This window comes from Xanthobacter autotrophicus, assembly GCF_029991245.1.
Lineage (GTDB): Bacteria > Pseudomonadota > Alphaproteobacteria > Rhizobiales > Xanthobacteraceae > Xanthobacter > Xanthobacter autotrophicus_C.
Genome location: NZ_JAIVFO010000346.1, coordinates 1 through 469, shown reverse-complemented (window position 1 = coordinate 469; position 469 = coordinate 1). Strand labels below are relative to the sequence as shown.

Genomic DNA, 469 nt, shown 5'->3' with positions numbered 1-469 from the left:
GCGCCAGCGTCGGGCTGGGAGAAGGGGCAGGTCGAGAACCAGGTTGGCTCAGGTAGCGCGAGCGTTTCTTCACCCCGCGGCTTCGGGTGAAGAGCTATGAGGAACTGAACGCTTGGCCGCGCGACCGCACGATCGCCTACGCCAAGGTGCATCCTCATCCCGAGCTGCGTGATCGGACGATCTGGGAGGTGTTCGAGGCGGAACAGGCAAAACTCGTATCGATGTCGGTTTGACGGTTTCCATGCCCTACCGGCGTCCGTCTCCAAGATTTCCCTTTGGTCTTCCTGCCTGGTGCGCTTCGACAACAATCGCTACTCCGTCCCGGCCAGCGCCGTGGGGCGGCGGGAGTGTCAGGAATTTCGTGTGGGGGCGGTCATGATGGACCTTATGGAGGTTCCCGATGGCCCGACGCAAAGCCCCCCGTATTCCTGACGCGCTTCTGGACCAACTTCTGGCCGGCGCCGATCCC

Annotated in this window: 1 pseudogene; it reads left to right on the top strand. The window is 62.9% G+C overall.

What is annotated here, in order from left to right:
• Window positions 1–342, top strand: a pseudogene (locus K9U41_RS23145) (IS21 family transposase); the annotation flags it as partial.
• Window positions 343–469: the final 127 nt, after the last annotated feature.